At 55.0% G+C, this 24499-nt stretch carries 23 protein-coding genes; 4 read left to right on the top strand and 19 right to left on the bottom strand.

Annotated elements, in window-relative coordinates:
• Positions 1-114: 114 nt before the first annotated feature.
• Both KHU29_RS05245 and KHU29_RS05240 read left to right on the top strand, forming a co-directional pair.
• Entirely contained in the window at positions 115-672 is a 558-nt protein-coding gene (locus KHU29_RS05245; RefSeq protein WP_211451616.1) for a sensor histidine kinase, read from the top strand.
• A 12-nt stretch (positions 673-684) separates the two neighbouring features.
• Positions 685-1371 carry a response regulator gene (locus KHU29_RS05240; protein ID WP_246541512.1) on the top strand — a complete coding sequence of 229 codons (687 nt, stop codon included), beginning with the start codon at positions 685-687 and terminating at the stop codon, positions 1369-1371.
• Here the strand turns inward: KHU29_RS05240 and KHU29_RS05235 are convergent.
• The 19 genes from KHU29_RS05235 to KHU29_RS05145 form a co-directional block, all read right to left on the bottom strand.
• Positions 1340-2257 (bottom strand): phosphatase PAP2 family protein, encoded by a 918-nt coding sequence (locus tag KHU29_RS05235; RefSeq protein WP_211451615.1) that lies wholly within the window; start codon positions 2255-2257, stop codon positions 1340-1342. The genes KHU29_RS05240 and KHU29_RS05235 overlap by 32 nt on opposite strands.
• Before the next feature lie 214 nt (positions 2258-2471).
• Positions 2472-3488 (bottom strand): glycosyltransferase family 2 protein, encoded by a 1017-nt coding sequence (locus KHU29_RS05230; protein ID WP_246541510.1) that lies wholly within the window; start codon positions 3486-3488, stop codon positions 2472-2474.
• Positions 3489-3556: 68 nt separating this feature from the next.
• Positions 3557-5107, bottom strand: coding sequence for a hypothetical protein (locus tag KHU29_RS05225; RefSeq protein WP_211451614.1), 1551 nt, complete (start codon positions 5105-5107; stop codon positions 3557-3559).
• Between the two features lie 173 nt (positions 5108-5280).
• A complete protein-coding gene (locus KHU29_RS05220; RefSeq protein WP_211451613.1) occupies positions 5281-6192 on the bottom strand; it encodes a type II secretion system F family protein in 912 nt (303 codons plus the stop codon).
• A gap of 13 nt (positions 6193-6205) precedes the next feature.
• Positions 6206-7198 carry a type II secretion system F family protein gene (locus KHU29_RS05215; RefSeq protein ID WP_211451612.1) on the bottom strand — a complete coding sequence of 331 codons (993 nt, stop codon included), beginning with the start codon at positions 7196-7198 and terminating at the stop codon, positions 6206-6208.
• Between the two features lie 14 nt (positions 7199-7212).
• Entirely contained in the window at positions 7213-8565 is a 1353-nt protein-coding gene (locus KHU29_RS05210; protein ID WP_211451611.1) for a TadA family conjugal transfer-associated ATPase, read from the bottom strand.
• Between the two features lie 77 nt (positions 8566-8642).
• Complete coding sequence (locus KHU29_RS05205; protein WP_211451610.1) at positions 8643-9794, bottom strand: CpaE/TadZ family protein; 1152 nt, start codon at positions 9792-9794, stop codon at positions 8643-8645.
• 31 nt (positions 9795-9825) lie between these two features.
• Entirely contained in the window at positions 9826-10980 is a 1155-nt protein-coding gene (locus KHU29_RS05200) for a pilus assembly protein TadG-related protein (RefSeq protein ID WP_246541508.1), read from the bottom strand.
• Positions 10973-11440, bottom strand: coding sequence for a TadE/TadG family type IV pilus assembly protein (locus KHU29_RS05195; protein WP_211451609.1), 468 nt, complete (start codon positions 11438-11440; stop codon positions 10973-10975). Before KHU29_RS05195 ends, KHU29_RS05200 begins: the two co-directional genes overlap by 8 nt.
• Positions 11441-11523: 83 nt before the next feature.
• Complete coding sequence (locus KHU29_RS05190) at positions 11524-11727, bottom strand: Flp family type IVb pilin (protein WP_211451608.1); 204 nt, start codon at positions 11725-11727, stop codon at positions 11524-11526.
• A gap of 48 nt (positions 11728-11775) precedes the next feature.
• Positions 11776-11994, bottom strand: coding sequence for a Flp family type IVb pilin (locus tag KHU29_RS05185; RefSeq protein WP_211451607.1), 219 nt, complete (start codon positions 11992-11994; stop codon positions 11776-11778).
• Positions 11995-12157: 163 nt separating this feature from the next.
• Entirely contained in the window at positions 12158-12436 is a 279-nt protein-coding gene (locus KHU29_RS05180; protein ID WP_211451606.1) for a hypothetical protein, read from the bottom strand.
• Positions 12437-12450: 14 nt separating this feature from the next.
• A complete protein-coding gene (locus tag KHU29_RS05175; RefSeq protein WP_343216026.1) occupies positions 12451-14034 on the bottom strand; it encodes a type II and III secretion system protein family protein in 1584 nt (527 codons plus the stop codon).
• Positions 14035-14060: 26 nt separating this feature from the next.
• Complete coding sequence (cpaB, locus tag KHU29_RS05170) at positions 14061-14900, bottom strand: Flp pilus assembly protein CpaB (protein WP_211451605.1); 840 nt, start codon at positions 14898-14900, stop codon at positions 14061-14063.
• A 39-nt stretch (positions 14901-14939) separates the two neighbouring features.
• Positions 14940-15524, bottom strand: a complete 585-nt coding sequence (locus tag KHU29_RS05165) for an A24 family peptidase (RefSeq protein WP_211451604.1) — start codon at positions 15522-15524, stop codon at positions 14940-14942.
• 77 nt (positions 15525-15601) lie between these two features.
• Complete coding sequence (locus KHU29_RS05160; protein ID WP_211451603.1) at positions 15602-15748, bottom strand: Flp family type IVb pilin; 147 nt, start codon at positions 15746-15748, stop codon at positions 15602-15604.
• Between the two features lie 595 nt (positions 15749-16343).
• On the bottom strand, positions 16344-17759 hold the full coding sequence (locus tag KHU29_RS05155) for an efflux transporter outer membrane subunit (protein WP_211451602.1): 1416 nt from the start codon (positions 17757-17759) through the stop codon (positions 16344-16346).
• An 11-nt stretch (positions 17760-17770) separates the two neighbouring features.
• Positions 17771-20920 carry an efflux RND transporter permease subunit gene (locus KHU29_RS05150; protein ID WP_211451601.1) on the bottom strand — a complete coding sequence of 1050 codons (3150 nt, stop codon included), beginning with the start codon at positions 20918-20920 and terminating at the stop codon, positions 17771-17773.
• Between the two features lie 10 nt (positions 20921-20930).
• A complete protein-coding gene (locus tag KHU29_RS05145; RefSeq protein ID WP_246541506.1) occupies positions 20931-22112 on the bottom strand; it encodes an efflux RND transporter periplasmic adaptor subunit in 1182 nt (393 codons plus the stop codon).
• Between the two features lie 209 nt (positions 22113-22321).
• On the opposite strand from KHU29_RS05145, the gene KHU29_RS05140 reads away from it, so the two are divergent.
• Positions 22322-23731, top strand: coding sequence for an ATP-binding protein (locus KHU29_RS05140; RefSeq protein ID WP_343216025.1), 1410 nt, complete (start codon positions 22322-22324; stop codon positions 23729-23731).
• Between the two features lie 9 nt (positions 23732-23740).
• Positions 23741-24460, top strand: coding sequence for a response regulator (locus KHU29_RS05135; RefSeq protein WP_211451599.1), 720 nt, complete (start codon positions 23741-23743; stop codon positions 24458-24460).
• Positions 24461-24499: the final 39 nt, after the last annotated feature.

Below are 24499 nucleotides of genomic sequence, written 5' to 3'. Positions count from 1 at the left end.
CGTTGGTCAGGTGCCACACGGAACTGGGATTTGAAGGACGAGGTCTGGCTTAATCCGGAACGGGTTCAGCCGGAAATACTAAAGCAAGCTGCTTGAAGTGACGCGACATCTTTATTGACAACTACCGATACTGCGATCCAACCGTATATCGGCTTGAAAATGGGGCTCAGTGCCGTGCGCAATAAAGCTTCTGCCGACAATCCACTAATCGAAGATATCGACAAATTGATGGCAATGGCAGCACAGGTCATTGGCGATTTACGTCGTTATGCTGGAACATTTAAAAATGCACTGGGACAGACTGAACCGGTATTTCTCGTGGTTCTGCGTCAGCAAGCTGCGCAAGTCAGGGAATTCTACGGGATCGATATCGAGGTCAGCATGGAGGGTGAGCTCAACGTCAGCGATCGCCTGATTGCGGAGGTAATGCAAGTCGTGCGCGAAGGGTTGAGCAATATATGCAAGCACACCGTCGCGCAACGGGGATGCGTAAAACTCCAGTGTGCAAACGGATGGTTGAAGATTCAGATCGAGAATGAAGGCGCCGGTGCTCCGGCAGTCGACTTCATGCCGCGCTCGATTACCGAGCGCGCTGCAGCGCTGGGCGGAAGAGCACATGTGAGGTCAGGGACGGACGGCGGCACATCCGTACAAGTCGAGATACCCGTTTGAAGAGGTGAAATCATGAAGCCGGTAGATGCAGCCATTCGCGTAATGCTGATCGACGATCATCAGACCATGCTGTGGGGATTGGGTAAATTGATTGACGGTGAGAAACCACGGATGGAGGTGGTCGGAACCGCGCGAGATTGTGAAGAAGCTCTTGCTAAATTTGAGAAACTGCTTCCAGATGTCATTTTGCTAGACCTTGACCTGGATGGAAAAGACGGCCTTGATATCCTTCCGACCCTGCTAGCGAATGGCGTGTCACGCGTATTGATCCTGACCGGCGAGCGCAAGCAAGCGACGTTGGATGTGGCGGTTCTTAGGGGTGCACGGGGAATATTGCACAAGGATGCCTCGGCGGAACAAGTGCTGAAGGCAATAGAAAAAACCCATCAAGGCGAACTTTGGCTTGACCGTGAGGCGCTCGGCAGGGTATTCGGAGAACTCATGAACCCTTTGGCTGCGCGCAAACCTGACTCTGAAGCGGAAAAGAAAGCAACACTGACAGCCAAGGAACAAAAAATCATTCACACGATTGTGGAGGGAAGCGGCGCTTCGAATAAAACGCTGGCGCAGCGGCTGTTCATCTCCGAGCATACGCTGTGCAACCATTTGACTTCGATATATCACAAGCTGGATGTGAGCAATCGGCTTGAGTTGTATGTTTATGCGATCAAGCATCAATTGGGGAGTCCCAACCCTTGATTTGCCGGAATATGAAAATCGATAGTGTAGCAACCAACACGCCCGCAACGATATCAACTAAATAGTGCCCGCCGAAGGTGGGTGTTGACAATAGAAGCAGAAAATTCAGTACAACAATTGCGGGGAACAGGAACCGCTGGCCACGATGCACATACATGAATATGACCGCCATAGCCGCATGATATGAGGGAAAAGTGACGATACCCTCCATGGTAAGCGACGAGAAATTTTTCTGCGTCCCCGCCAGCAGATGAAACAGATCGGCTAAATGAGTGGCGCGTGCCATTTCTATCTTGAAATGATAAAACGCACCGACAGCCGGAAAAGTACCAGCGACCACCTCCGTAAGGCAAAGCGCAACAACGGCCATGCAGAACAATTCCCGATTTCGATTCGCGCGTTCAGCGTGGGCAAAGAAGATGATTGATCCGATAATTTGCGGTATCAGACTAAAGTAGGCAAGAAACAGGACGACATCAAGAATGCCGTGCGTCCGGATGAATTCAAACCACCCTGGCCAATAAAATCCAAGTACAGCGTCAAGCTTGGTAAATTCAACATCGTATAAGGGCATGCGCATGTATGCGACAAGATACGAGAGAATGCAGCCAAGTTCTGTAAAGCTGAGCCACATCGCGGCATAGTAACCGATCTCAGAAAGACGCCGGCTGCGGCCCGAAATAGCATAAAAACCCCACAGAGAGAGCATAAGCGCGACGACAGCAAGTACCCTTCCATAGTCTCGAAAAACAAGCCCCACCTGCCTTGACCAGGTTATGTCTACCGCCAGAAGTAACAATATTACAAACAACTCCGAAAATCGGAATAAATTGGCTTGCCATGCTGATAGCTGATTGGCTCTGTTGTAAACAACTGAAAACATCATGCCTCCTCCGCCTCCACGTTTTTTTGTATGCTGCGCTTTAAAATATCGTCTGGCAGCAGCATCGTTCCCACTGAGCCGAGCTGAGCGAGGCATTTGTGTGGTTTGCTTACACTCCCACTGGCAGGTCGAAGCTCGTATTGAATGACGCGGGAAAAAACAACGCAAAGTAGTTTTGTCACAATGCGCTCTTCGCCTCAATTAATTTTTCAGCGAGTTATTCAATCGCCTCCGCACTTCTCAGAACCGTTGGCTGAGGATCGCGCACGTTGTTCACGGATCGGCCGGTCTTCAAAAAATAGAGCGGGCGATGCTTGCTTTCGTCGAACATGCGCGCAAGGTACTCCCCGATGATGCCGATACCCAGCAGTTGCATACCACCGAGAAACATGATAGCGACCAGCAAGGATGGATAGCCAGCTACCGGGTTGCCATAAATTAGCGTGCGCAAGATCATGTAGAGGCCATATCCGAACGCTCCGACCGCACTGGCCAGACCGACGTAAGTGGCCACCTTGAGCGGAAGCCCGGTAAACGAGGTAATTCCCTCGAGAGCGAAATTCCACAGCTTCCAATAATTCCACTTTGTGGCGCCTGCGAAACGGGGCGCGCGCCGATAGAGAACCGCCTTTTGCGGGTAGCCGATCCAGGTAAACAGGCCCTTCATGAAACGGTGCTGTTCACGCAGCTGACCGATCGCTTCGACCGCGCGCCGACTCAGCAAGCGATAATCGCCTGTATCTTCGGGAATCTGGACCCGACTCATTTTCTGGATCAGGCGGTAAAACAAAAACGCTGTGACCTTTTTGAACACATCCTCGCCGTCACGGCATGTGCGCTTGGCGTATACGACGTCGTACCCGGCAAGCCATTGCGCGACAAGTTCGGGAATCAGTTCCGGCGGATCTTGCAGATCGGCGTCGATGACAATTACGGCATCGCTGTCGGTGTGATCCAGGCCGGCGGTAAGCGCAATTTCCTTGCCAAAATTACGGCTCAGGTCAACCAACGTCACGCGCGCATCGCGCATCTGCAACCCGTTGATGACGTCGACCGTCCCGTCGGTGCTGCCATCGTTGACGTAAATGAATTTGCTATTCATCTCCAACGTATCGAGCACAGCGCCCACCCGCCGATGGAACTCAGGCAAGACTTCCTGTTCGTTAAAGACCGGGACCACAACGGACAGCGTTCTCCGGGGAAGTTGTTCTATCTCCATTTTATCGAGTAGCATCGCCTGCCCTCCAAATGAGAAAACATGTGACGTACAATCACGGCGCATCAGGATTCAATTCGCGCCAGTTAACCTGGTTCCTGGTTAGCTGACCTACTCAGCAGTGCGTGGTACTTCTGGATATCGCGCAGCAAGACTGAATGGTGTTCGTCAAGAAAGACCTCTTTGAAACTGCCGTCCGCCAACAGCAGTTGCCGGATCGGTGCGTCCTTGCCAACGATGGCAAAGTCTATCGAGAGCCGGTCGAATTTCTCTTTCCAGTTGGCTTTGCCTTCATAGATATCGAGAAAATCCGTAAAAAACTTGTCCCCGTACATGTCTGCACGCCCGTCAATAAACACTTTCAAGGCGGGCGACAAGCGATAAATCAAATAGCCTCCTTCACCGTAATTATTAAACATATTGCCGGTGATGCCGTTGGCAGCCACAAAACTGGCGGCGTTGACCGGCAGTACTTCATTGGCTTTCTCCTTGTCTTTGGAATGAAATGTCGGCGCGTAGGCAACCAGGCTGGTAATTAGGATAGCCAGAACGATCCAGTTCAATACGAATTCACCTTGACCCAATTCTTTACTACTGAGCCATTTCACACACCACGTCGCCAGACTCGATCGAAGCCAACCCCTCGAAATAGCCGCTATGGTGCCTCGTGAAAGTGCGAGAGCAATGAAAGGAGTGACGGCCAGGACCGCTACCGGAATATGCCGGGCCGCCAAGAAACCGATCACAAGGAAAAATGAGGGAATCAGAATTTCCGTGACATCAGGTTTACGTGATGCAAAAGTGTAGGAAAGGATGAAGAGCAGGACAAGCGCCAGGTATGCTTTTGGGCCGAAGTCATGGAAATTCGGACTTTGCCATTCCTGTATCCGCTCGTTCGCCGCCATGCCGAGCACTTGGAAGGGATACAGCCAATGCGCCAGGAATCCTGGATTGATCAAACTCGCTAGCGTTGTAGCGCATGTCACCTGCGTCAACCAGACCAGGCGCTGCTTTTGCTGGTGCGCGCGCACAGGGCCTATCCAGTAGCTAATCCATTCGCAGGCCGTGAACAGGCTGATGAGCGCGATGCCGATCACGTAGCCACCGTGAGCGTTTACCCAGATGATCATCAGGAACGGCAGCAGGAGCAGGGATCGTCCTGCGTTGTAATATTTATGGCTCAGCAACACAAACAGGAAGATAGCGAAGCAGGTATAGGTAACCAACTGCGGTCGAGGTGAAATACCGACGACAAAAGGAACAAGGGCGACAAGCATCAGGACAGATGCGGCCGACGTAGACTGCCCGATCCGCCGCGTGAGGACAAAGACGAGGCCGAGGGCGGACATCGCGAAAGTGACTGTTAACAACTTGACGCCCAATGGCCCCAGCCATGCGAACATGCCGTATAGCACAACCTCAAAGAGCCATTCATGCAGCACCCAAGGTTGTCCGAAGCGTGTGAATGAGAAAATATCACCCGCTGGCAGCGCGTGACGGGAGACGATGTATTCCCCCGTTTTGAGATGCCAAAAATAGTCGGGATCAATTAGGGGCTGAATAAAAAACAGCAACAGGAATACGGCAATGAACGCCAGCCTTGTTTTATTGAGGAGCGCCGTTATGGTCATCAACATGGTGAGCAGACTTTCATGTGCGTCGACATTAAGACACCGTTTTAAATTGAATCAGCACAAACGATCCCGTGAAACCCAATAAGTTGAAACTAGAATCCGCATCTCTCATTGCACCGCAAGCCATGTGGCATTTGCACCGTTGCGTCTGGTCCTTTCGGCGTCATCTCAAGTTCTCAATGGACTCCACTCAGCAGTGGCAGTATGGTTCGGATAATTTGAATTGCCGCTGGTCCCATGATGACCATGATGATCGCCGGGAAAATACAGACCACCAGCGGAAACAGCATTTTCGTAGGGACCTTGGCAGCCATTTCCTCAGCACGCATTTGTCTCTTATTCCGCAAATCGTCGGAGAATACGCGTAGCGATTCGCCAATGCTTGTTCCAAATTTATCTGCCTGGGTCAACATGGCGGCGAATGTACCGATTTCTTCAACACCGGTGCGTAGCGCAAGATTGCGCAAGGATTTCTCACGCGTACCGCCTGCCCTCATTTCCAGATTTGTCAGATGCAGTTCCTCCGCTAACGCGACACTTTTCATCTTGATTTCATCGACCACTTTAGTGAGACCGGCATCCAATCCCAAACCTGCTTCTACGCAAATCAGCATCAAATCAGCCGCATCAGGAAAATTTTCGAAAATCTCCCGCTTACGACTTTTTATCTTCCAATGAAGCAGGACGTTAGGCAGGTAACAACCAATCATCGCTGACAAGACCACATACAGTAGGAGTGTCATACCCTCAATGCTAGTCGATGATCTAAGCACCAGGAATGCCGTTGCCGCAAAGGCCAGGGGCAGCAATGTCTTGATGCCAAAATAGATCAGATGCGCATCAATATGGCGGATCCCGGCATTGAGAAACTTGATTCTTAGCGGCGACGTTTCCCAATTGCCAGTCGGTGAAGACAACTTGGCGAACGGGCCGACGAGGTTCACCATAGTTTCTGTCCACTGCGGCTTCTCAACCGGATGAGACATTGCTTGCAGTCGCTGCGCTGTTTTGGTAGGCGCCAACCAGACAAATACCCCTATCACTCCAAGCGTGACAGCGACGAAAATCAATACGGGAAGTATTAGCATTTTAATTATCCTTCTATACCCGGATTTTGGTTATTTTTCTGAGAATCAAAACACCTACGGCCATTAAGATGAGCATGTATTTCATGATTACAATGCCGATCGGGTCCGTCCACAAGGGAGCCATAAACTCCGGATTGAAATAATTCATGGCTGCTCCTAGTGCGAAAGGCATGATGGCTAAAATCCGGGCTGACAACCGCCCCTCGGATGACAGCACTCTTACCTTCGAAATCAACTTCAGGCGCTCCCGAATCAAGCGGCTCAGATTAGCCAGAACCTCGGTCAAATCCCCACCTGAATCGCGTTGAATGAGAACGGCGACCACGAAGTAACGCATATCGACAATCGGTACGCGTTCGCACAAGTTCGTCAATGCCTGCTGTAGCGACACACCAAAATTGACTTCGTCGTGCACGATACGGAACTCATTAGCAATTGGTTCCGCCATTTCCTCCCCGACCATTTGCAATCCAGATGAAAAAGCATGTCCGGAACGTAGAGCTCTGGTCACCAGGTCAAGCGATTCAGGTAGTTGCTGCTCAATCGTGGTCAACCGAAGGTTCCGTTTTCTGCTTACATACAATAAAGGCAGAGCCGCAGCGGCAGCACCGATCAACAATCCCAACAGGATCGATTGATGAGCCAGCACACTGACGATCATGCAGGTTATGACTGCTGATGCCGCACAAGATAACAATAGCTTGGATACAGCCCAGTCCAGACCTGCCTGGAGGATGAATCGGTCCAGTCTTTGCGCTCTGGGAAGACTCAGCAGCAGTCGCTCAAACCCGGGGGTTTCGCTCAGCATGCGCTGTTTCAATAACTGCGATTGGTGAGTCCTATCCAGCGAAGCTGAAAGTACCCGGAGCCGATTCGCAATCTTCCTGGCCTCAGGTCCCTTATATGATTGCCACATCATGTAAATGCCTTCCAGAAGGAGGACTACAGCGACGAAAACCAGCACCGCTATGATCAAGAAGGCGTTACCGCCGATCGATTGCAGCATGATTTACCCTCCTCTCATTGGTAGTGTTTAGTGGGATCGAACATGGCGTCCGGCATCACCACGCCAAACGCACGCAGACGCTCCGTAAACTTCGGTCGCACGCCTGTTGCGTGGAAATAGCCTTGAACGTCGCCATCGAGGCCAATTCCGGTTTGCTTGAAAGCGAATATTTCTTGCATGGTAACGACCTCCCCCTCCATGCCTGTTATCTCCTGAATGCTGGTGATTTTGCGCTTTCCATCGATTAATCTGATGCCCTGAATCACCACCGTGATTGCTGAAGCAATTTGCTGTCGCGCTGCTTTGTGCGGAAGACTCAAATTCGCCATTCCGATCATGTTCTCAAGCCTGGACAATGCATCTCGCGGCGTGTTGGCATGGATGGTAGTGAGCGACCCCTCGTGACCGGTGTTCATCGCTTGCAGCATATCGGCCGCTTCCGCTCCGCGTACTTCGCCAATAACGATCCGGTCAGGCCGCATCCGCAGTGCGTTGCGTACCAAGGCACGCTGGGTAATCTCGCCCTTGCCCTCGATATTCATAGGTCGCGTTTCCATCCTCACCACATGAGGCTGCTGCATCTGCAGTTCGGCGGCATCTTCTATCGTGACAATCCGCTCCGATGCAGGAATGTAGCCGGACAAGATATTCAGCAATGTCGTCTTGCCGGAGCCGGTGCCGCCTGAGATGATCATGTTGACCTTGGCTTTACTTAGTCCTTCCAGCATGAAGGCCATTTCTGGCGTCAAGCTCTTGTATTCGCTCACCAGATTATCCATTTTCAGCGGAATATGGGCGAATCGCCGGATCGACATCATAGGCCCATCCAAGGCCACCGGTGGAATGACTGCGTTGACCCGCGAACCGTCAGGCAGCCGGGCGTCCACCATGGGGCTGGATTCATCTATCCGCCGGCCGACCAGGGACACGATCTTGTCAATTATGCGCAACAGGTGTTTTTCATCGGTGAAGGTGACGTTGGTAAGCTCCAGCTTGCCCCTGCGCTCCACATAAATCTGCTCGTAGGAATTGACCAGGATGTCGGATACCGTTGGATCAGCCATCAACAACTCAAGCGGACCAAATCCCAGCATTTCATGCTGAATGTCACGAATCAGCGAGCGTCGCTCGACATCATTGATCACGGCCTGCTCTTCGTGCAGCAGACGCTCAACCATCGCAGCGATTTCCTGCCGCAGCATTTCTGGAGCTAAGGTCTCCAATACTGTTAAATCGAACTTATCCAGCAGCTTGAGATGCATCCTTCCCTTCAACAGCTTATACGCATCACTTGCCACCTGGAGTTGCGGCTGCGCTTGTGTCAGTGGCTCTATCCTGGCGGCGTTTAGTTTTTCTCGAAAAGACATTTTTATATGCTCCCGTTATGCTTACTTGCTCACGCTTGGATCGAATTGCAATTTTTTCGCTGCTCTGATGACACTACTTATGCCCGCCTGAACAGACGTTCCAACAAACTGCGACTTTCTTCCTCTTTGGGACTCAGCGTCAGTGCGAACGCGGCCAGGTTCTTCGTCACAGCATTGGAACGCGCCGTTTCGATCATTGGATCACCGTGGTTGATCGACGCATTCACCTCTTTATAGGAGTTGGGAACGGTGTGCAGAATGTCGGCCCCCAAGGAGTGGCGTATATCATCAACACCTATTTCCCCGCTCCTCTCGAAGCGATTGACAATCAGCTCGATCTTATCTTCCGGATAGCCCAGCGATGTGAATATTGCGAGCAATTTTTTTGCGTTTCGAAGGTATGGCAGTCCTGCTTGCAATACGGGAAAAATCCGATAAGCCCGATCCAGCGCCTTGATAGCAAGCGTGTCCAGCGTTCTGCCCACATCCAGCAATACAAAGTCATACTGGGTTACTGCCAGGCTGAGGATGATCTCGATATACTCCGGCTTGATTTCCATGGCTTGCGATGGCTCTTCGGGCGCCGCCAATATGCAGTAGTTCGGTGAAATCTTGACCGTACTGGCTGCGAGCAACGATGCATCCAGCCGGTTAATATCCCGGGCAACATCTGCCAAGGTGGAGATCGGCTTGCCGTCATGCACGAACGACAGCGCATCACCGAATTGCAGATTCAGGTCAATCAGCAGCACAGATTTGGTGTCCGCCAACTGGTAGCCGAGATTGGTCGCCAGGAACGTGGCGCCGCTGCCGCCTTTACAGGGCATGAATGCCAGTATCTTGCCGACCGGCGGGACATGCGCGCCGAAACGCTTGGCTGCGATGCGACTTACCGCTGCTTCCAACGCGCCGGCGGTCACCGGCGATGGCAGTACTTCCCGCACACCGGCACGCATCGAGTTGATCAGAAATTCCGGGGTCTGGGTCGCGCAGAGCAAAATGACTGCAATGCCAGGATGATGGGTAGTGACATATTCGACCTGGGCAAGTTCGGCCGGATCGCAACACATTCCCTCAACAAGCATCAGATCTGGCTGCTCCTGTTCAGCAACGACGCGCATCTTGCTTTTACCACCTTCAATGAGAGTAACTGAATGCGAACACGCGCCGATTATTCTACCCATCTCTTGTAGATTATTCATATTGGGAGAAATTATCGCGATCTTCATTTGATCCCTCTTGGCGTTGATTGTGGCGATGTCACTGGGCTAGGCGCGGCGGCGTATAGGTGCCGTAATAGGGGCCGACCCCGCTGGAACCGCTGCTGATCGCGCCTTGAATAAAGTGACCCTGAATGTACTTGCCGCTCCCCCCCTGTATATCGTCAATGTGAAAGCCGGCGAACCCAACAATCGGTGTTTGCGTATTCGTGCTCCAACCGGAAGGCTGGTTGACAACGACCACCGTGACGTCCGCGCCCGGTGGCGTCGGATACTGGCTGGACAGAGAGTTATAGAGTGAGTCCTTGGTGCCCGGTTGAATCCACGTGTTATCTGTTATGTTCAGTGCCGTCGGGTTGCCATTAGCGATCAAATCTCGCACCGTGGGCACGTCATTCGCATTCTGTTGAAAGGAAGTCCACTGACCTGATTCGCAGCTGGGATAATGATAGGACGAACCGATCCTGACTTCCCATGGCTGGCCCAATTTCGATAATCCATAGGGATCGACATCCCCTGATTTGAAGAGAACAGGTTGACCTTTAACTGAATCCCAATATTGGTCAAACATGCACTGGTTGATGGCAACCGGAATCAAGGCTCCCGGCACCACGCTGCCCGGAGAAGAGATAACGGCAACTGCTTTGGCAGTCATCGGCACATCGGATCCGCCAAACATCCATCGGGTCAGCATCGTGATAGGCCCGTTATTCTTACCCACGTCTTTTGTGATGGTGACTCTCACCGCTGGCTTGTCATCGTTTGTCAGCGGAGTAAAGGTCTTAGACAGCGTTCCGCCTGACGGACTCTTCGTTAGCAAATTCCAGTACCCCACATCAATCTGGTGCCCCGAATCCGTGGTGGAAATAGCTCTGTTGTCAGCCGTATTACGGCCCAGTTCATCGGTGGCTTTGGCGCTGGCCCTGTCCCAGTTCAACGTCGTCGACGTAGCACTTGTGCATTCCGTCGTGGATCCGGCAAGCGATTGCCTGTCCAGGCAATTAGCGCCAGCCAGGGCGGCCGCATCTGCCACATTTTGCATTTCGTTGCGAACGATGAATACTCTGCCTACGTCGATTGCAGCTACTGCAAAGCCGGTTAGGACCAAAAGTATGCCCGCCACGAATACAAGAACCGACCCCTTTGCTTGTAGCGACATGGCATTGAACTTAGACATGATGTTGGCCTTATTCATGATTCATTTGCGTAGTGGAAACCAAGGTAATTGCGCTTCCGACAGTGTTGGGGCCAGTCCCTAGTGACCACCAGGATCCTAAGGAAAATCCTTTAACTGCGTAGGATACGGTGACTGTGACAGGCGTATTGAAAACCGGGGCGGCAGAGGGGGACACGGTGATAACAGGATCTGCGGAACCCGCTCCCCCAGTACAGGTACTAGTACGTGTGCCGCTATTGACGGTGATGAGCGCGCTTTTGGCATAATTGCAAGCTACCTGCTTTATCGTTGCCGGATCCCATGCCGCAGTACTCAAGACTATCCCTTGCCGTGCCGCTTCCCTACTGGCGTTGGTGATAATAGCCTTGTCGTAGGCAAGAATGCCGAAATCCAGGACAGCAAAGATAATCAAAATCAGGAACGGCAGGACCAGCGCAAATTCCACGGCCTGCGAGCCTTTCTGTTTGTTGCTGTCCATGTTAATTCCTTTTTCTGGGAAGCAATGAGAGGTAATGCCTACTCTTAATGCTTACCTCTCATTGACACAACCACTACCATCTATTAAGTGCATGTACTACCCGCAGTGAAGCAAGTGATAATACGATTGACTAGCACGGAAAACGAATTCACAAGCCCTGTCGTGGCGTCTCCCAAAGCAACGACGAGTGCAATCGAGATTACGGCGATGATTAATCCGTACTCAACAACTTGGGAACCGCTTTCATCTTTTATAAGATGGACTAGATTCTCGACAACGGCAGTCATAAGAAAATCTCCAAATGGGATGATCACGCCACGCTGGCTTGCCTACTCCTAGTTGCAAACGGTGTTAGCTGTAAAGCAGGCCGTCACCCTGGTAATGAGCGTATTAAAAGAACCTTTGAGACCACCACTGGTCGCGCCGCTTAACGCCACCACTAATCCAATAGAAACTACAGCGATGATCAGCGCATACTCGACAACTTGGGCGCCGTCTTCGTCTTTCGCAAAAGATTGGATGGAATGTTCGACTGAGTTAATAAATTTTTTCATTTTTTTTGCCTCTTGAAGATAGTTGTGAATAAAATTTACTGCGCCGATATTGCATGGGTACCACCTACTTCTCCTTCAGAACAACAAACTACAACAACAAGTGAAGTTTTTTCCTGTGTAGCCCCTCCTCGATCATCAAGATCGCCGGTTCGTCATTTAGACTTTATGGAGATCCGCCGCTGCCAATGTTCCCACCAATATTGATGACATTGACCGCTGGCGGCGGCGATCTAAAGGTGCCCTGATAAAGAATAATGGTCTCCCTAGCCGTTTTGCCATCCATACCTGCCACCTGATCGGGATTCTTTCCAGCGTCAGGATTAATGGTCATCTTGAGTTTGGCCGCGCGCACGGCGTCGCCGAACTTGGTGTCGTAATTGGGGGTCATCGTCGAGCAGCCCGTCGTCAGGACGAGCAACAGTGCGATTGCGAGCTTGTTCATGGACTTTCCTTTTTTTATTTGATTTCAGGAGCGGCGACGGCAACAGAACTAGTTTCTGCGACAGGGGCTGGCACTATCGCAGCGGCTGGAGCCAGAACTGGTGCTGCATCTGCGGCCGGGACCGGTGCTGGAGCAGGGGCCGGAACCTGTGCTGGAGCAGAACCTTCCAGGCTGCCGTTGAAATACACCTCGCCACGACTAGGCACAACATGGTTATCCGTCGGCAGCACAGGTACTTCCGCCAGCGGCTTCACCAGGTGCGGCGTAATCACGAACAACAGTTCCGTCTGGTCGGTCTGGAACTCGGAACTCCTGAACAGCGCCCCCAGGACCGGCACCTCGCCCAAGCCAGGAAAGCGCTTCATGGACTCAGTGACGTTGTTCTTGATCAAACCGGCAATGGCGAAGCTTTGTCCATCGTTGAGTTGCACCGTGGTGTCTGCCCGGCGCACAGTCAGTGATGGCAGCACTGCCGTGACGCCACCGACAGTAGTGAATGGCGAGCCAACCTGCGACAGATCCGACACTTCCGACACCATCTTCAAATTGATCCGGGTGCCGTCCAGCACGGTAGGCATGAACTTCACGCCAATGCCGAATTCCTTTTCTTCAAGCGTAATCGTGGGCACGCCATTGTTGTTGGTTTGCGATACCGGAATGAAAATCTTGCCACCCGACAGGAAGCTGGCTTGCTGACCGCTGATGGCCATGATGTTCGGTTCAGCCAACACCCGCACCAGCCCATCATTCTTCTGCCCATCCAGATTTACCGCGGTTCTGCCGATCTTCAACGCCTGCAGCAAGCCACCGCCGTTGCTCAAGAAACTGGACAGCAAGGAGAAGCTATTGCTGCCGCCGTTGCTGGCACGGGTCAGGTTGACACTCGCACCTAGTTTGTCGAGCAGCGTCTTGCTGACTTCGGCGATCTTCACCTCCAGCATTACCTGTTGCGGGGTCATGATGCGCAGCATGTTAACCACCCTCTTGCCGTCGCCATAGGCAGTCGCCAGGTTCATCGCCTCGTCAAGCTTGACGGCATCAGTAACTTTGCCGGTCAGCACCAGTGCGTTTTCTGCTCCCCGCACTCTAATTCCGGTTTCTTCAGGCATCAATTCGGTTATCTTGGCTTGCAGGCTGCCCGGATCGACGGTAACGATGATGTCCTTGATGACGCAGCGCCCATTCGAACCCTGCAAGACGACATTCATGGATCCGGTCTTCTTCCCTAGAAAGAACAGCTCTGTAGGGCTGAGTAGCGTGATTTCCACATCTGCCACGCCATCCGAAGCTCCCTGTGCCGGCGCTGGCGGCGCATTCCCCGGTGCTGCCGGTGCGTTCTTGTCGTTCGCTGCAGGAGGCTTGCCAGCCCGGCTCGACGACTGGCCGCCGATCAGCATGCGCGCTGCGGGAGTATCCAGCCTGATGACGCTCGATTTTCCGAGCGTGACATAAGTCACAGGATCGACCGTTACGGATCCGCAAGGTTTCAAACCTGAGGAGCCAGGGGCGTGAGTGGCAAAAGGTGCGGTTGCCGCGAAAGCGCCACCAGTCGCGGTCAACGCAGCGAAGAAAATCGCATTTTTGTAGTTGTTATTCACTTGAACTGCTCCCTAGATTGTTTTAATTAAAAACAGTTGAGCGCTCGGCTTCCGTTTTGAATTACCTCGACACATTCCGAGGCTGGCGCCATCGCCGGCTTGCTGCGCGCTATCCTGGGCTTGGCAGCTGCGACCTTGGTCGGCAGCGTCGCCTGTTCTACATGCTCTCCAAACAGTTGGTTCTTGGTTATGCCTGCTGTGCCTACCGTCTTCTGGTCCACCTGGTTACGCAGCACCAGTGACAGCGTGCCGACACTCCGGGCAAGATCAAGTTTCTCCGCATCTTCCAGCGACAACTCCAGCGTCACGGCACTGACCACCTTGGGCTTGGTATCGTCCCGACCCGACTCCTGCGCTACCGCCAGCACCAGTACATGCTCCAGTACCGTTTTACTAATCTGTTTGCTTTCTTCGCCTTTGCCCTTGTCCTGCTGCGCATTCACCACGACATCGACATAGTTGCCAGGGAGTGCGAATCCGGCGACGCCGACCACGTCATTGACGCGCACCGTCATTGCTCGCTTGCCCTCTGCAATCACAGCCGAAAGACCGCCTTGCGTACCGATCGGCGCCAGCTTGCCGTCGAGTATGGCTTCGCCGCGCAGCACACCAACTTTCACCACCCGATCCTGCACATCCTTGATTTCCTTGAATGCGCCGGCAGGCACCGACCCGCTAGGCCAGTCAATGGTCGACAGCATTTGTGGATTGATCTTGCTGCCCAGTTCGATATCGGTCACGGCTACCACGACCTTGTTGGATGCGATGCTCCCTTGCTGCGATACCCATCCCGCCGCATAGACCGCGGCTCCGAGACCGATCACCGCTGCCAGTAACAGCAATCCGAGTGCTTTGATGTTTTTCATGTCCGGTCCCTGTCAGGTTTAACGCTTAGAGCTAACCACCTACAAATAACCCAGTTGATTCGCCACCACATAGCCAATGGTGCCGATGCCAATGCTGACGCCATACGGCATTCTCCCTACCGATCTGCCTGCATCCAGGCTGACATCCGGCTTGAAGCCTCCGGTTGCAGAGAACACCATGGTTTGCACGATATTCTTTACGTTGATCAAAATGCGCCCCAGCGCTTTGTTAAACAACGCGAATCCCAATGCAACGATGCCGCCTGCGATGAAAGTGGCGATGACCGCAAAGACGATATAGGGAACGCCAAGGAACGTCCCGACCATCGCCATAAGCTTCACATCTCCCGCCCCCATCGCCTTGATCGCATAGAGCGGCAGCATCATACAAAAGCCCAACAGCATGCCCTCTAAACCCCACAGCAAACCTGCCGGCAGCGAGACCGCCGCCGCAGTGCTGTAGATCAGGCCGAACAGCGTGCCGCTCGCGGTCAGCCAGTTCGGTATCTTGTAGGTGCGGCAATCGCTTACTGCGGCAATGATGAGCAGGATGAACAGCACGCATGTGCGTGGATCTGTCACCAGCATGCCGAGAAGCTCAAGTAGCGCGTAAAATTCATGCATGATCTGTCTCTATGTCTATGTTCGGTGATAAGACATGTATCCGGAAAATCGCTGGAGCTTGAAATCGCTCTGATTTCTTACATTTCCTTGACCAGCGCTAGCAGCATCAGCAAACAAACTACGACGATAAGCGCGCCTACCAGCGCAAACTCTATTAGCGACGCGCCAGAATCTTCCTTCAGGAAATACCTGGCGGCATGCGACAGATCCTTGGAAAATCGCATAGGTTTCTCCTGAATTATTTTTCATGATTGACTCGGCTTGTCTCAACTGAGCAGCAATGTTTGTATTGTTGAGTGGAGTATAGGCAGGAGAAAAAGCGGGGGTATGAACGATGAGTCCTTATTTGAATAGGACCGAGCGCCTTATTTTGATTGGGAAAAGGCAGGAGGAATCCACTAGGACGAATAGGAGAAATCCGTCCAAAAACGTGTCGTTGCTGGCAAGCAACTGGAAAGCGCGCTGACGAATAATCCCGGCGTCAGGCGTAACAAGGCGTAAAAATAATTTCCGAATGGATTTATCCTGCCCGCGCTGGTGGATTTATCCTGCCGGTCCTGGATTAAATGGAGGCACTCGGTCCTATTCAAATAAGGACTCTCCTCTCGTGTCCCCACTTCCTATCCTGCTTATACTCAACTCAACAACACGAGCATTGTCGTATCAAGCTGGAACAGATCAGGGACAACGATGACAACCGCATTGCGCGATCGCAGTAAAGCCTGCAGATCCAACTAATTTCTCCGCTCAGTCTGTAATGGCTGATTTCCGCTCCTGATTCCAGTCGAGCGGTTTTTTTTGTCCTGCACGAAAGCGCAATCAGGAATCGCTCCAGCCTCCACCCATCGCCTTGTATAAATTGATCCGGTTGCTTTGTTCAAGCAAACGCAATGAAATCAGATTTTGCCTGGCGCCGTACCAGCTGCGCTCGGCCACCAGCGAATTCAGGTAGCTGTCGAGACCACTACGGTATCGCGCCTCCGACAGGCGATAGCTCTTGGCGGAGGCATCGGCCAGCCGTTGCTGGGCTGACAGGCGCTGATCGAGCGTTGCCCGCTCGGCCAACGCATCGGCGACTTCCCTGAATGCGGTCTGGATCGCCTTTTCATAATTCGCTATCTCGATCTCTCTGCTCACTTTTGCAACATCGAGGCTGGCGCGATTGCGGCCGGCGTTGAAAATCGGGACATTGATAGATGGCATGAAACTCCATGCACCGCTGCCTGCCTTGAACAAACCGGCCAGACTGCTGCTGGCAGTGCCACCGGCGGCCGTCAGCGTAATGCTGGGGAAGAATGCCGCGCGCGCCGCGCCGATATCGGCATTGGCGGCGATCAGGGTCTGTTCCGCGGCTAGCACATCGGGCCTTTTCAGCAACAGCACGGAAGACAATTCTGCCGGCGTCGCCAGGAGCGGCGCGGATGCATTCGGGATGCTATCCGGAAGCAAGTGCGCCGGCACGGTAATGCCGGCCAACAGATTGAGCGCATTAGCGTCCTGTTGCGCTCGACTGGTAAATTCGCCGAGATCCACCTGGGCCGCTTCGACGCTAGCTTGCGCAGTCGACAAATCGAGGCCTGAAGTAGCACCTATGGCGTGGCTGCGCTGACTCAGATCGTAGGAAATCTGCTGGCTTTTCAAGGTGTCGCGCGCCAGCTGCAAACGTTCGCTATCTGCAGCCAGCGCCAGCCACGCGCCGGCAACTTCCGCCACCAGGCTGATCTGGACACTCCGCTGCATCTCGACATTGAACTGATAGGACGCCAGTGCCGCTGCACTGAGATTTTGCAGGCGCCCGAAAAAATCCAGCTCGTACGAACTGAAGCCCAGTTGCACGCTCTGGTTGCGGGCGATCACTGCGGCATTGGCGCTGCCCTGCCCTGCGGGCGTTCGTGTGACACTGCCACCGGCAGTCACGCCGAGCGCTGGAAAGCCGGCCGCATCCTGGATACGGTACTGCGCGCGCGCTTTTTCGATGTTCAGTACCGCTATCCGCAGATCGCGGTTGTTCGCCAGCGTCAATTCGATCACTTCACGCAAGCGCGCATCCATGAAGAAGTTGCGCCAGTCAATCACGTCGGCCGCTTCCTGCGCCGTACCTTGGGTTGCCCCTTGGGACCAGGCAAGCGGCACCGGCGCCGCCGGCCGCACATAGTCGGGCGCCAGGTTAATACAACCGCCAAGCAGGATTGCCAGGCTCGATACCATTACGGTTTTCAATATTGGCTTACGCATCAAATCATGCATCACTCACCTGCCTTTTGCAGTGCTGCTGCCGGCGTTTGCTCACCTGCACGGCGCTTTTGGAACAAGCGGCAGATCAGGTAATAAAACAAAGGGGTAAAGAAAATTCCCAGCAAGGTCGCTGAAATCGTCCCGCCCAGCACGCCGGTGCCGATAGCGCGCCGGCTGGCCGATCCGGCGCCACTGGCCAGCGCCAGCGGCAGCACGCCGAACATGAATGCAAGCGAAGTCATCAAGATCGGCCGCAAGCGCAGATACACCGCTTCCAGCGTCGCATCAAGCAACGATTTTCCTGATTCGTGCAGTTGCTTGGCGAACTCGACGATCAGGATCGCATTCTTGCAAGACAAACCAACCGTGGTCAGCAGGCCGACCTGGAAGTAGACATCGTTCGACAAACCGCTGGCAGAGGTCAGCAACACAGTGCCGATGATCCCCAGCGGCACGATCAAGATCACCGCAAACGGCACCGACCAGCTTTCGTACAAGGCCGCCAGGCAAAGGAATACGAACAGGATGGAAGCCGCATACAGCAGCGGCGCCTGCGAACCGGACAGGCGTTCCTGGTAGGATTGGCCGGTCCATTCATAGCCTATCCCGACCGGCATCTGCGCCATGATGCGCTCCACTTCCTGCATCGCCACGCCGGAACTGACGCCAGCCGCCGGCTCACCGACGATTTCAAAGGACGACACGCCGTTGTAGCGCTCCAGCAAGGAAGGTCCGTAGGTCCAGCCGGCGCTGGTGAAGGCGGAAAACGGCACCATCTGGCCGGCAGAATTTCGCACATGCCATTGTTCCAGGTCGTTCGCTTGCATCCTGAAGCGCGCATCGCCCTGCACATAGACGCGTTTGACGCGGCCATTGTTGAGGAAATCGTTGACGTAGGTGCCTCCCATCGCAGTCGACATGGTGGAGTTGATGTCTGCCGTGCTCACGCTCAGTGCGCCAGCCTTGCTGTCGTCGATCTCGATCCGGAACTGCGGCGTATCGTCGAGGCCGGTGGTGCGCACGTTTGCCAGCTTGTCACTCTTGTTCGCCAATGCAATGAACTCGTCGCGCGCTTTCATCAGCGCCTCGTGGCCGACACCACCGACATCCTTCATCTGCACATCGAACCCCGAACTTTGCCCAAGGCCGCGCACTGCCGGCGGCAAGATCACGAAAACCCGCGCGTCGCGTATCTTTGCCAGATCCTGGTTGGCCCTGCGGGCAATCTGGGCCGCGCTCTGGGATTTGTCCCTACGCTCGCTCCAGTCTTGCAGCTTGATAAAGGCGCGTCCGACGTTTTGGCTATTGCCGCCCGAACCGGAACCGGTGACCGACAACAAGGCGTCAATGACTTCCGGCTGCTTCAGGAAATACTGTTGCACCGTGCGCATGACCTGGGTCGTCTGTTCCTCGGTTGCGCCCACCGGCAGCTGGATCTGCGCGTTCAGCACGCCCTGGTCTTCATCCGGCAGGAAGGACGTCGGCAAACGCATCAGGCACACCGCCATTGCCGCGACAATCAGGACATAGGTCAACAGGCTGCGGCGGCCGCGTCCCAATACACCGGCGACGCCGGACTGATAACGTCGCGCGTTACGCTCGAAAGTGCGGTTGAACCAGCCGAAGAAACCTTTCCGGGCAACCTGGCCGTGAGCATGCGGTTTGAGCATGGTTGCGCACAGCGCCGGTGTCAGCGTCAGTGCGACCAGTACCGACAAGCTCATGGCCGACACGATGGTGATGGAAAACTGGCGGTAGATCACACCGGTGGAGCCGCCGAAGAAGGCCATCGGAATGAACACTCCCGACAGTACCAGCGCGATGCCGACCAGCGCGCCGCTCACCTCTGACATGGCCTTGCGCGTTGCTTCCTTTGCGCTCAGCGCTTGCTCCGCCATCAGGCGTTCGACGTTTTCCACGACCACGATGGCGTCATCGACCAGCAGGCCGATCGCCAGCACCATGCCGAACATGGTTAAAGTATTAATCGAATAGCCGAACAGCGACAGCACGCCGAAGGTACCCAGCAAGACCACCGGCACCGTAATCGCCGGGATGAAGGTAGCGCGCAGGTTCTGCAGGAACAGGTACATGATCAGCACCACCAGCACGATCGCTTCCAGCAAGGTCTTGACCACTTCCTGGATGGAAACGCGCACAAACGGCGTGGTGTCGTAGCTGACCGTGCTGCTGAGTTTCAGGGCCGGCGGAAAATACGGTTCCAGCTCTTGCAGTTTCGCCAACACTGCCTTGGAGGTCGCCAGCGCATTAGCGCCCGATCCCAACTGCACTGCCAGGGCCGCCGAATGCCGGCCGTTCTGCTGCGCCTTGACGTCGTAGCTCTCGGCGCCGATTTCAACCCGCGCCACATCCTGCAACCGCACTACCGCGCCGTCGCTGGCCGATTTCACAACGATCTGGCGGAACTGCTCCGGCGTACTGAGTTTACTACGAGCTGTAACGGTAGCGTTCAGCTGCTGGCCCTGGATTGCCGGCAAACCGCCCAGCTGTCCGGCCGAAACTTCGGCATTCTGCGCTTCCAGCGCGCGGCTGATATCGGACGGCATCAGCGAATATTTATGCAATTTACCGGGATCGAGCCAGATGCGCATCGCATAATTGGTACCGTAGGCGGTGACGTCGCCGACGCCTTCCACCCGGCTGATCTGGTCAGTCAAGGTGCTGTTGATGAAGTCTCCGATATCCACCCCGGTGACATTCGGATCACCTGAAACCAGCGACACGATCATCAAGGTATCGCTGGCGGCCTTGGTCACCGTCACGCCAGTGCTTTGCACCGCCTGCGGCAAGCGCGAACTGGCTTGCTGCAGCTTGTTCTGCACCTGCATCTGCGCCACGTCCGGGTTGGTGCCGGCTTTGAAATTCAGGGTAATGTTGGTCCTGCCGGCGGAACTGCTGGAGGCTGACATGTACTCCAGGTTATCGATGCCCTTCATTTGCTGCTCGATCACCTGAGTGACCGAATCTTCCAGCGTCTTGGCCGATGCGCCGGCGTAATTTGCCCGGATATTGACCTTGGGAGGAGCGATGTCGGGATACTGCTCCAGCGACAGCGAAAAGATGGAAATCGCACCGGCCAGCATGATGGCGATGGCCAGGACCCATGCAAAGATGGGCCGGTTGATAAAGAAATGCGCCATGATCTGTTCCTTAGCGCGCGCTGATCTGCTGCAGATTGGCCGGCGACCTGGACGGCGATTTGGACGGCCCGGCACTCATGTCGACGGCGCGGACGCTGTCACCTGCCTTGATTTTTTGCAAGCCATCGACGATCACCTTGTCGCCCGCCTGCAAGCCTTCGCTCACCCACCAGCGATTGCCGATGGCGCGTCCTACCGTCAACGCGCGCCTCTGGACTTTGCCGGCGTCGTCCAGGATCAGGGCCGTGGCGGCGCCCAAGGCATCGCGGGTAACCGCTTTCTGCGGCACCAGGATGGCTGCTTCATCGATCGCTTCTTCCAGTTGCGCCCGCACATACATCCCGGGCAGCAGCATGCCGTCCGGATTCGGGAATTCCGCGCGCAGCGTGATCATGCCGGTGCCGGTGTTGACGCTCAGGCCGCTGAATTTGAGTTTTCCCGGCTGTGGATAAACGCTGCCGTCTTCCAGCACCAGCCTGACCGGTGCTTCGTCGCGGCCGACAGCCTTGATATTGCCGCTGGCCAGCTCGCGCCGCATGCGCAAGACATCGACGCTTGATTGCGTCACATCGACATAGATCGGATCTATCTTCTGTATGGTGGTCAAGGCGACGCTCTGTTGCGCCACCACCAGCGCGCCTGGTGTTACTGTCGAAGTTTCGATGCGGCCAGAGATCGGCGCCGCTATACGGGTAAATTCAAGATCGATGGCCGCCGTCTTCAGCGCCGCGCGCGCGACTTCCAGCGCCGCCTGGTTTTCACTGAGCACGCTTTGCGCATCGTCGTTATCCTGCTTGCTGACGGCGTCTATCTTGTTCAGCTCGATATAACGTTCAGCCTTCAGCCTGGAGGCGCGCAGCGTGGCTTCCGCTTTCGACAGCGAAGCCTTGGCGCTGTCGAAAGCAGCCTGATAGGTGGCCGGATCGATCTGGTACAAGGCTTGTCCTTGTTTGACATTCGCGCCTTCGGTAAACAGGCGGCGTTGAATGATGCCGCTGATCTGCGGCCGGATATCCGCCGTCAGGTAGGCGACAGTACGTCCGGGTAATTCGGTCGACACCGACTGCCGCTCCGGCTTCACGGTCACGGTGCCCACTTCGGCTGCCGCCTTGGGTGCCGGCACATCGGTTGATCGTGAGCAGGCGCCAAGTACGGCAACGACCAGCAGCGGGGTCAGCATCAGTTTCAGCAAGGATTTTCTTGGTAGCATGGCTGTGGTCGCAACCGCCCTGTCACAATGTGCACCTGGACATGGCTGCGATCTTGAAATTTATCGAATCTGCCATGGTAAGAACCAAATGTGGAGGAATATTGAGGAAGCCCGCAGTCCGGAAAACTTCCCAAGACCGGCGTTCCTTGCTACCCTAACCCGCAAATCCACTCGCCTCCAAGGATCTTGCCGTGCGTCTCATCCTGCCCGGAACCAGCATCAGACTGAAACTTTTTTACGCCATGCTCGCCATGGCGATAGCGGTGATTGTCGCCATGAGCGTGGTTGCGCGCCTCAGTTTTACACATGATTTCCTCGGTTACCTGAATGAGCAGGCGCAAGGACGGATGGAAGAATTGATACCGCGCCTCGAACAGGCCTATCGCGAACACGGCAGCTGGCAGTTCATGCAGGAAAATCGCGGCACCTGGTATGACCTGCTGCGCACCACCCGCCCCGAGCTCGACCCGGACGCGCCATTTTCCCGGTATGCACCGTCGGGGTCAGACCTGACAGGTGCCCATTTGCGCTTTACCCTGCTCGACGCCGACCGCAATTTCGTGATCGGCTTCCACGGCATGCAATCGGATGCCTTGCTGCGCCCTTTGATGCGTGACGGCGCCATCATAGGCTGGGTGGCGTTGACACCGTTCGAGAGTGTCATTGCCGCCATCGACCAGCGCTTCCAGCACAACCAGCTGCTGGCCCATCTGTTGATCGGCCTGGCGTCGATTCTGTTTACCGGGTTTGTCGCCGTCAAGATAGCCAATGTCTTGCTGTCGCCGCTTACGCGTCTGGCGCAAGCCACGCACCGACTGGCCGGTGGTGACTACAGCACCCGTGTCGAGGTGGCGACGCAAGATGAAATCGGCCGCCTGTCCGCCGATTTCAACCAGTTGGCGCTGACGCTGGAACGCAATGAAAAGATGCGGCGCGACTTCATGGCCGACGTCTCGCACGAACTACGGACGCCGCTCGGCATACTGAACGGCCAGTTGGAAGCTATAGAAGACGGCTTGCTGGACACCAGCATGGATACCGTCAAATCCTTGCAGTCGGAAGTCAGCACGCTCAACAAGCTGGTCAACGATTTATATGAATTGTCGCTGGCCGATGCCGGTGCGCTGACTTACCGCAAGGCCGATATCGATATCGGCGTGCTGCTGCGGTCCAGCCTGCAATCCTACGAAGAACCCTACCGCGAGCACAGGCTGGCTGTCGCTATCGACCTGCCGCAGCAACCGATGCTGGTACACGCCGACGCCGGCCGCCTGCAGCAATTGTTCAAGAACATCCTGGAAAACACCCTGCGCTACACCGACAGCGGCGGTCGCCTGCAGATCAGTGCGCGGCGCGAACAGCAGCGCTGGCTGCTGCAGTTCGACGACAGCGCGCCCGGCACCACCGCGGACGCGCTGCCGCGCCTGTTTGAACGCTTCTTCCGTGCCGACGCCTCGCGCAACCGGGCACATGGCGGCGCCGGACTCGGGCTGGCGATCTGCCAGCACATCGTCGATGCGCATGAAGGCGGCATCAGCGCCGATGCTTCCGCGCTCGGCGGCCTGCGCCTGAGCATCTGGCTACCTGCCAGCCTGGTCTGAATATTCATTATGCCGATAGATACCTTCAAATTTTCCGCCCCGGCCAGCGCCGACATCCTGATTGTCGAGGATGAACCGAAAATGGCCGAATTGCTGCAAACCTACCTGACCGCCGCCGGCTATGCCTCACGCTGGATCAGCGACGGCCGCGAAGCATTGCCGCAGGTGCGCAGCCGGATGCCGGACCTGATTTTGCTCGACGTCATGCTGCCGGGTTGCGACGGCTGGCAGATTTGCCGCGAACTGCGCGAGTTCAGCGACGTCCCGGTCTTGATGCTGAGCGCGAGGATCGGCGAAGAAGACCGCCTGCAAGGGCTGGAACTGGGCGCCGACGACTATATCTGCAAGACACCCTTCAGCCCGCGGGAAATCGTGGCGCGGGTAAAAGCGATGCTGCGCCGCCGCCAGCGCGACACTCCCGCTGCGGCTTCATCCACAGCCCTGAGCATCGACCATGAATTGCATAGCGCCAGCATCGATGGCGTGACGCTCAATCTGACGCAGCAGGAATACCGGTTGCTGAAGGCGCTGGCGGCGGCCCCGGGACGGGTGTTCTCGCGCGACCAGTTGCTGGATAAGCTGCATGACGACTACCGCGCAGTCACCGACCGCGCGGTCGACAGCCATATAAAGAACCTGCGGCGCAAGCTTGAACCATTCTTTGACGGACGCAATGTCATCCACGCCATTTACGGTGTCGGCTACAAGTTTGAAATCACTGAGCCGTAACGCCGCGCTCAACGGCTGATCCGCTGAAAAAAACGTTCA

The sequence above is a fragment of the Collimonas antrihumi genome (assembly GCF_018304965.1).
Taxonomy (GTDB): Bacteria; Pseudomonadota; Gammaproteobacteria; order Burkholderiales; family Burkholderiaceae_D; genus Collimonas; species Collimonas antrihumi.
Note: the sequence above shows the minus strand (reverse complement) of the source record. Positions and strands in the feature narration are given on the sequence as shown.